Origin of the sequence: Vibrio sp. HA2012 (assembly GCF_002812955.1) — a bacterium.
Classification (GTDB): Bacteria; Pseudomonadota; Gammaproteobacteria; order Enterobacterales; family Vibrionaceae; genus Vibrio.
The window spans coordinates 46028-52271 of record NZ_PFXK01000013.1 but is presented as its reverse complement, the minus strand read 5'-3'; the positions used below and the strand labels follow the sequence as shown (position 1 = coordinate 52271).

6 protein-coding genes and 1 riboswitch are annotated in these 6244 nt (G+C 41.5%); of the genes, 2 read left to right on the top strand and 4 right to left on the bottom strand.

The genetic code is table 11. From position 1 onward, the window contains the following. Positions 1-484: 484 nt before the first annotated feature. The gene (locus CSW98_RS17080; protein ID WP_100801687.1) at positions 485-934 is read left to right on the top strand and encodes an RNA recognition motif domain-containing protein; all 450 of its coding nucleotides are present in this window, start codon (positions 485-487) and stop codon (positions 932-934) included. Here the strand turns inward: CSW98_RS17080 and murI are convergent. Both murI and CSW98_RS17070 read right to left on the bottom strand, forming a co-directional pair. Then, entirely contained in the window at positions 903-1697 is a 795-nt protein-coding gene (gene murI / locus CSW98_RS17075) for a glutamate racemase (protein ID WP_100801686.1), read from the bottom strand. The two genes, CSW98_RS17080 and murI, sit on opposite strands and share 32 nt — an antisense overlap. Before the next feature lie 125 nt (positions 1698-1822). Continuing rightward, positions 1823-3640 (bottom strand): TonB-dependent receptor domain-containing protein, encoded by a 1818-nt coding sequence (locus tag CSW98_RS17070; protein ID WP_100801685.1) that lies wholly within the window; start codon positions 3638-3640, stop codon positions 1823-1825. A 20-nt stretch (positions 3641-3660) separates the two neighbouring features. Continuing rightward, positions 3661-3873, bottom strand: a riboswitch (cobalamin riboswitch). Between the two features lie 129 nt (positions 3874-4002). Here CSW98_RS17070 and trmA point away from each other — a divergent pair. Beyond that, positions 4003-5115: a tRNA (uridine(54)-C5)-methyltransferase TrmA gene (gene trmA, locus CSW98_RS17065; protein WP_100801684.1), complete on the top strand. Its 1113-nt coding sequence runs from the start codon at positions 4003-4005 to the stop codon at positions 5113-5115. Between the two features lie 86 nt (positions 5116-5201). Here the strand turns inward: trmA and CSW98_RS17060 are convergent, their stop codons facing one another. Together CSW98_RS17060 and fabR are read right to left on the bottom strand one after the other, a co-directional pair. Further along, a complete protein-coding gene (locus tag CSW98_RS17060) occupies positions 5202-5609 on the bottom strand; it encodes a YijD family membrane protein (RefSeq protein WP_100801683.1) in 408 nt (135 codons plus the stop codon). A 14-nt stretch (positions 5610-5623) separates the two neighbouring features. Next, on the bottom strand, positions 5624-6241 hold the full coding sequence (gene fabR / locus CSW98_RS17055; RefSeq protein ID WP_100801682.1) for an HTH-type transcriptional repressor FabR: 618 nt from the start codon (positions 6239-6241) through the stop codon (positions 5624-5626). Positions 6242-6244: the final 3 nt, after the last annotated feature.

Here is a 6244-nt window from a genome sequence, read left to right as displayed (position 1 = left end):
TGATTACTCATTCAATTTGGTCACTCAGTTCATTGAAATCCAGTTGATTCTTTAGAATCATCTTCGATTGTCATCAACGAGTGCCCACACAGATTGATAGGTTTAAATTGTTAAAGAGCGCCTAGCTTTCTGCTTTTCGCATCGGCTAGGGGTGCGTATAATACGCTTCAATTTCTTTGAGTCAAGTAGTTTTTTTAACTTCCTTTTCTCATGTCCCGTTCACTTTATGTGACCTGCGCCTCACTCCGTGTCGGTGATGCGGCATTATAGGGAGGATCTTTTGGATCGCAAGATCTTTTTTTCAATTATTTTTTCATTCGTTGAAAAAAACAGCAACAAGCTGTTTTCTGGATAAAATTTCAACATTTGAAGGATGTCACATCAATAGGTTGGAAATCCTCCACTCTTATACGTAGTATTCATAGAGCTGTTAATTTGAATAACAGTTATTCTAATTTCACTTATATAGACGTTGTATTCTGATATGAACTCTAAAAATACTTATTTACTATTAATTATTCTTGCTGTCCTTGGTGCTGTGGGTCTTAGCCAGTTCCCAAATATTTCTCCAGCTCTGGCTTTTGTTCTTGGTTTAGCTATTTCAGCTTTTGTGCTTAAGCCGGCTCAGTCATCTCCTGCTGAAAAAACAGACAGTAAGCCTTCCACCAAAACCTTATATGTAGGTAACCTGCCATATAAAGCTAATGAGGGTAATGTACGTGAACTATTCTCTGAGTACGGAGAAGTCTTTGCTGTTCGGTTAATGAAAGATAAAAGGACAGGTAAACGCAGAGGGTTTGGATTTGTTGTCATGGCCAGTGCCGACGTTGAAACTGCCATATCCGCACTGAATGAAAAGGATTATATGCAAAGAACATTAAAGGTTCGTGTTGCCAATGACCCTAAACATCCGGAAATAGAAGCATCTCAATAGGATCAAATCCTAATTCTGTGGTATATCGGTTTAGTGTAGCCTTAGAGCCTAAGGCTGCACTGCAGTATATATTGTATCTTTTGTTTGCTTTTCTTTCTGTTGCTTCCGATATTAATGACTTTACTCTTCTTGCAATTGCTGCTCCAGAATCAACCAGCATGATTTTGTCATCAAATGCTGCTGATATTTCATCTTTGATCAGTGGAAAGTGAGTACACCCCAATACTGCAACATCTACTTTTTCTGCCAGTGGCGATAAGATCTGCTTAAGCTCACCAATATCGACCGGTTTTCCACATAATTTTTCTTCCGCTATATTCACCAGCCGGGTAGAGCCCAATAGTTCTACGGGTTTATCGGGAGAAAAATTATAGATCAGATGCCGGGTATATTCTCTTTTCACAGTAGCTGGTGTCGCTATAAGGCCTACCGCTTTATTCGATAGTAATGAGGCAGGCTTAATCGCCGGCACAACTCCAACAACAGGAATACTTAATATTTGTCTTAAACGAGGAAGAACAATAGTACTGGCAGTATTACAGGCAATCACGACCAAATCTACCCCCTGCGTCTGCACCATGTTCTGGATTAATAGCTCAACCCGATACAACAAAACATCAGGCTTCAACTCTCCATATGGATAAGCTTTATTATCAAATAGATAAATATAATCTAAATTTGGGAGTAACGCTTTTACCTCTTTAAATACGGAAAGGCCACCAACACCAGAATCGAAGATAAGTACTTTGGGAGTTTTAGGCATTTCCGACGTCACTGCTTATTGTGTTTAGATGAGTAGCAATAATCATACTCTAGAGATAAAAGTTAGCAAGATTTGCAGAAATAAGAGGGAAGGCCCTTCCCTCTGGATTTTGCTTTAAATGAATTCTAGAACTGGTAACTAACCGTAGCGTAATAACTACGTTCAGCGGTGTTATACTCTTTGGATACTACATAATCTTTATCAAGGAGGTTCTCAATTTTACCTCGAAGAGTAATATTATCTGTAACAAAGTAACCCGCTGAAATATCAACTAGAGAATAGCTACCTAATTTATCGTCATTGTCTGCATCATCATACGATTTACCTTGATAACGATAACTTGCATCTAATTGCCAGGCTTCCCCGAAGTAGCTAACTTGCCATTTGACTGACTCTTTAGATCGACGTACTAGTTGGTTGCCCGTTTCTCGGTCTTCTGGATCCATATACTCTAAGATTACGTTATGATCCAATACCCCAGTATTGAAGCTACCCGATAATTCTATACCGCGAATCCTTGCTTCTGAGACATTGTCAGGAATATTCCCCCAGACTATAAGGTTTTTAATCTCCTGTTGGTATAAAGCTGCACGAAATTGAATTATATCTAGATCAGCTTCGAATCCGAACTCTGCACTTTCAGACTCTTCTGGTTTTAAATCTGCGTTCCCCCCATAACAGCCATAGGATGGAAAACAGGTTACAGGATAATATAAATCATTAAGTGATGGAGCCTTAAACGCAGAACCGGCACTGGCTGTCAATCTGTAACCAGAAGCAGGAGCCCAGGCAAAACCAAGTTGCCAGGTATTATTCACACCATACTCTTCATTATCATCAGATCTGATATTTGCTTCTGCCTGTACAACATCTGTATCATAAAAGCCCATCAGATAATAACCGGTATTACTTTGATCTGTTTTCTCATAGGTGCTTGTTGATTCGGAGATATCACTTTTGTACCAATCTATCCCTCCACCAATGGAGTAAATATCATTAAACTTGTACAAATTTTGCCAGTTTATTGTCTGTCGATCTGTTTGAGTAGTACCGTCATTACCCGTGTCATAAGTCTTATCTCTATCAGTGTTCTCTGAGATCGTTAAACTTGATCTAACTTGCTCTCCTGTATACTCAGCACCAACCGAAAAGTTAGAGATGATCACATCTTTATTGGATTCTTCAGGACTATCAAATTCAACATGTCCATCGTGGTAATAAGCTGTTGCTCTCAAAGAAAATTTTGAGGTTATGTCACCACCTAGCTCTGCAACTATATCTCTGTTCTCGTAACCATCATCATCTTCTTGACCACTTGTACTACTCGCAGAAAAACCATCAGAATTTTCTTTATTTACTACCACTTTTCCCCATAACTTGTCAGAGATTTCCCCTGCAGAAGATACTTTACCCACCCGATAACTATTACTGCCTACTCCAACAGAGAATTCTGACAATTTCTGCCCTTTCTGATAGTCCGTAATAATATTGATAACTCCACCCACAGCATCAGCACCATAAACAGCCGCACGAGAGCCTCGTATATATTCTATACGTTCAATCCCTGTTAGTGGAATTGACCCAAAATTACCGGATCCAAGAGTAGCACTCCCCATACGTACGCCATTCAAAAGCATGAGTACATGACTGGAATTTGTGCCTCTGACATAAACACTCTTTGTTTGGCCAATACCACCACCACCTGATACCTGGATACCTGGCAAACGGCTAAGAACTTCCGTAAGTGACTTAGCCTGAATGGAATCTATTTCTTCTTTTGTAACAACTTCTACCGGTGTGATCACATTTTTAATTGACTGCTCAAACCGGTTCGCAGTAACAACTAAAGTCTCTACATCGTCTGACGACACACTTTGTGCTTGAGAAAAAGAGGTATAAGAAAGAAGCGATACCACGGCTATCGCTAGATATGATTTTTTCATTGTATGTTCCTAAATCGCGTAGTTTCCTTTATGCACTGGCAGGTATTCGGACTTAAGAGCACAATAAGTTACTTATCACCTGACATCTCACTTCCCGCTAAATAGCAGTGTGTAGGTTTCCCCGTAGATGCTCGTTCTCTTTTACCGCTGCGCGTCAGTTCCGGTATCTCACCGGATTCCCTTTAACAGACTTTCCTTTCGGAAAAACTGTGACCAGCGTCAAAGCGGATAGTAGACGGCTAGCCATCTAATGTCTAGTGCTATTATTGATACAAATGTAAGAAAGCCAGACAGGACTGGACAAGCATATTCAATTGACTAAAATCTGCGCTCCCTGTTTGAACATAAGTAAAGGCACTTTCATGGCGAATACAGATATCAATACCACTTCCTATCAGCAACAGCTGGAAGACAAGAAACAACGGCTGACTCAGATGTTCTTGCCATATTCTGTACCTACACTGGAAGTGTTTGAATCACCAGAACAACATTACCGTATGCGCGCTGAATTCCGGGTTTGGCATGAAAGTGATGAGCTGTACTACATCATGTTCAATCAGGAGACTCGCGAAAAATATCGGGTAGATCAATTTCCGGCAGCCAGCAAACTGATAAATGACCTGATGCCGGTACTGATGGAAAAAATGAAACATAATGATGCCCTGCGCCGTAAATTGTTTCAGGTGGATTTTCTGTCCACTCTCAGCGGAGAAGTGCTGGTATCTCTGCTTTATCACCGCCAGTTGGATGATATCTGGACCAAAGAAGCAAAAGCATTAAAAGCAGAATTAATCCAACAGGGATTTAAGCTGAATATCATCGGCCGGGCTCGTAAAATGAAGATAGTGCTGGATCGTGACTATGTCATAGAGAAGCTAAATGTTAACGGTGATACCTATATCTACCAACAGGTAGAGAACAGTTTTACTCAGCCAAATGGCACCGTAGCCCAGAAAATGCTGGAATGGGCTGTTGACTGCACTAAAAACAGCTCTGGAGATCTACTGGAGTTATATTGTGGGAACGGCAATTTCTCTCTTGCGCTGGCACAAAACTTTGAACGCGTACTGGCAACCGAACTGGCTAAACCATCAGTACATTCAGCTCAGTACAATATCGCTGCCAATAAGATTAATAACGTACAGATCATCCGCATGTCGGCTGAAGAATTTACTGAAGCGATGGAAGGAAAACGTGAATTCAATCGCCTGAAAGATGCAGGTATCGAGCTGAAAAGCTACAACTGCAACACTATCTTTGTTGATCCACCAAGAGCAGGAATGGATGAAGACACCTGTCGTATGGTTCAGGGGTATGAAAGGATCCTGTATATTTCCTGTAATCCAGAGACACTGAAGGATAATCTGAATATCCTGAGTGAAACCCATACCATAAGCCGCTTTGCCCTGTTTGACCAATTTCCCTACACCCACCATATGGAAGCAGGTGTGATGTTGGAGCGCAAACCGGAATAATCTATCTACTGACAGCAAAAATAAAGGCTTAGCATACTATTACTAAGCCTTTATTTTTATAAAATAGCCATTAACTGATCAGCAGGCTACTCTCCTTTCTTCTTTATATACCCCAGCTTTCTGCCGACCCATAGCAACAAAAGCAGAGTAATCATAATCGCAAAAAAGTTAGAGCCAATTTCTGGGTGCTGAGCCTTGAGAAAAGCGGAATGACCAAAGATACCGACAAAGAAACAAGCTAGCCCAATCATCGGAATATCCTCAGCGACCGGATTGCGCAGATAATCCTGATAAAGCATCTGCAAAGAAAGTACCAGTGCAATCACTGCAAAGATGGAAAAAGCCACGGCACTGTGCAGAAATGAAGAAAGAATAGCGTTACTGCACATCCCGGCAATAATGGCGAGAATAAGCGTTTTTCTTTCTGAACATCTCACCGTTTTAGAGCTGTGGTCAGAAGAAGAAAATGTTTCTGGGGAAGATTCGTGTGGCATAGTCAGATCCTGTCTTATTGTCTTTCGCGTTCTTTTCTGTACCAGTATGCACCTTTTGATATCATTCGTAACTGCATTACCAGTCTTTCTGTGAGCTCATCTCTTTCATCTTTATTCAGATCCAGCGCTTCAGCACCTGAGCTAAAGACTAAGATTACTGAAGCCTCGGCCTGAGTAAAAGCCTCATCCCTATTCATTCCGGTACTAATTAGATATTCTGTTAACTCAGCAGCAAAATGTTGCATTTCCCGCGCAACTGCAGCACGAAAACCAGCAGAGGTTCCGGAGCGTTCACGTAACAGCAGACGGAACACGTTCGGGCTGCTTTCGATAAACTCCATAAAGGTATCCACAGAGGTACGGATCACACTGCCTTCTTTCGCAATACGTTGCCGAGCCTGACGCATCAGTTGACGTAGAAGTAATCCACCCTCATCCACCATGGTCAGACCCAATTCTTCCATATCCTTAAAATGTCGGTAAAAAGACGTCGGTGCGATACCGGCTTCTCTGGCAACTTCCCGCAGACTCAGGCTGGAAAAACTGCGATCCGCACTCAATTGCCTGAAAGCTGCATCAATCAGCGAACGACGGGTTTTCTCTTTCTGCTGTGCACGAATGCCTGTTGCCATAAA

Coding starts and splice junctions, on each gene's coding strand:
- CSW98_RS17080 (WP_100801687.1), top strand. CDS start 485: ATGAACTCTAAAAATACTTATTTACTATTAATTATTCTTGCTGTCCTT.
- murI (WP_100801686.1), bottom strand. CDS start 1,697: ATGCCTAAAACTCCCAAAGTACTTATCTTCGATTCTGGTGTTGGTGGC.
- CSW98_RS17070 (WP_100801685.1), bottom strand. CDS start 3,640: ATGAAAAAATCATATCTAGCGATAGCCGTGGTATCGCTTCTTTCTTAT.
- trmA (WP_100801684.1), top strand. CDS start 4,003: ATGGCGAATACAGATATCAATACCACTTCCTATCAGCAACAGCTGGAA.
- CSW98_RS17060 (WP_100801683.1), bottom strand. CDS start 5,609: ATGCCACACGAATCTTCCCCAGAAACATTTTCTTCTTCTGACCACAGC.
- fabR (WP_100801682.1), bottom strand. CDS start 6,241: ATGGCAACAGGCATTCGTGCACAGCAGAAAGAGAAAACCCGTCGTTCG.